The following is a 1,435-nucleotide window of genomic DNA, read 5'->3' as shown; positions in this document are numbered from 1 at the left end:
CTAGTAGTGCTTTGTTAGGTCCGGCGTGTCGGAGGGGTTGCTGAGGGCTGGCGGTAGTGTCATGTCGCGGTGACCCCTCACGAGCTTTCGGTTGTGCGGCAACGGTTCGAGACGTTCGTCGCGGACGTGCTCGCTCCGCTGGCACGTTCTGATCAGCGTGCCAAGGGCCAGTTGTATGTTCGCGGGCTGTTGCTGGACGGACGGCGCAAGTCGATGCAGCCGATGGCCGTGCGGCTGGGTGTGGACCATCAGGGGTTGCAGCAGTTCGTTACGACCTCGACGTGGGACACCGTGGCGGTGCGGCAGCGGCTTGCCCGCCGGGCGGTCGAGGTCGTCGGCCCGGCAGCGTGGGTTATCGACGACACTGGGTTCCCGAAGGACGGCGCTGGCTCGCCGTGCGTGGCCCGGCAGTACTCCGGCACGTTGGGCAAGGTTGCCAACTGCCAGGTCGGCGTGAGCGTGCACGCGGTCAGCGACGGCGCGTCATGCCCGCTGGATTGGCGGTTGTTCGTGCCGCAGGCCTGGGACGACACCGCCATCGATGATCAGGATCTGGCGGAGGGTGTCGCAGCGCGGCGGCGGCGCTGCGCGGTACCCGAGACTGAGCGTCATCGCCCGAAGTGGGAGATGGCCGTGGAGATGCTCGATGAACTCGCCCGCTGGGGCCTGCGTCCGCCCGTCATCGCCGCTGATGGGGGCTACGGCGACAACGCGCACTTCCGCCAGGCTCTGACCGACCGCGGGATCGGCTACGTGGTCCAGGTCAAGGGTGAGGCCACCGCTCACCCGGCCGGCGCCCGCCCCGAGATGATTGCCTACTCCGGTCTGGGACCGCGGCCCAAGCCCCGCTACCGCAGCAAGCCGGTCAGCCTCACCGAGCACGTCCTGGCCGCCGGCCGCGCTACGGCGCAGACCATCGGCTGGCGTGAAGGATCCAAGGGTCGGCTCGAATCGCAGTTCGTGCTGCTGCGAGTGCGAGTGGCCGGACGCCGCCCACGCCTGTCACAGGACGGATCGCTGCCGCTGAGCTGGCTGATCGCCCAATGGCCCGACGGCGAGGCCGAACCGGTGAAGTACTGGCTGTCGAACCTGCCCGACGACACCGACCCGGCCACCCTCGTGCGTCTCGGCAAGATCCGGTGGCGGATCGAACACGACTACCGCGAGCTCAAGACCGGCCTGGGCCTGGACCACTTCGAGGGCCGCTCCTGGATCGGCTGGCACCGCCACGTCACCCTCGTCACCGCCGCGCACCTGTTCATCACCACACTGCGGCTTGACCCAAAAGCGGCTGCGCCGGCCTGACCCTCTACAAGGTTATCGGCGAGATCCAACTACTTCTCGCCACCTGGACCGGCGCATGCCCCACCTGCAGACGCAAGATCAGAATCGTCCGTCGAAAACGACGATCACCGACCTAACAAAGCACTACTAG

1 protein-coding gene is annotated in these 1,435 nt (G+C 67.5%); it reads left to right on the top strand.

Annotated elements, in window-relative coordinates; all coding sequences use genetic code 11:
• Positions 1-69: 69 nt before the first annotated feature.
• Complete coding sequence (locus ACFY23_RS31750) at positions 70-1,305, top strand: IS701 family transposase (protein ID WP_350687548.1); 1,236 nt, start codon at positions 70-72, stop codon at positions 1,303-1,305.
• The last annotated feature ends 130 nt before the right edge of the window (positions 1,306-1,435 follow it).

This window comes from Micromonospora sp. NPDC000121 (assembly GCF_042899165.1).
Taxonomy (GTDB): Bacteria; Actinomycetota; Actinomycetes; order Mycobacteriales; family Micromonosporaceae; genus Micromonospora.
The sequence above is the reverse complement of the archived record's forward strand: the minus strand, read 5'-3'. Positions and strand labels throughout refer to the sequence as shown.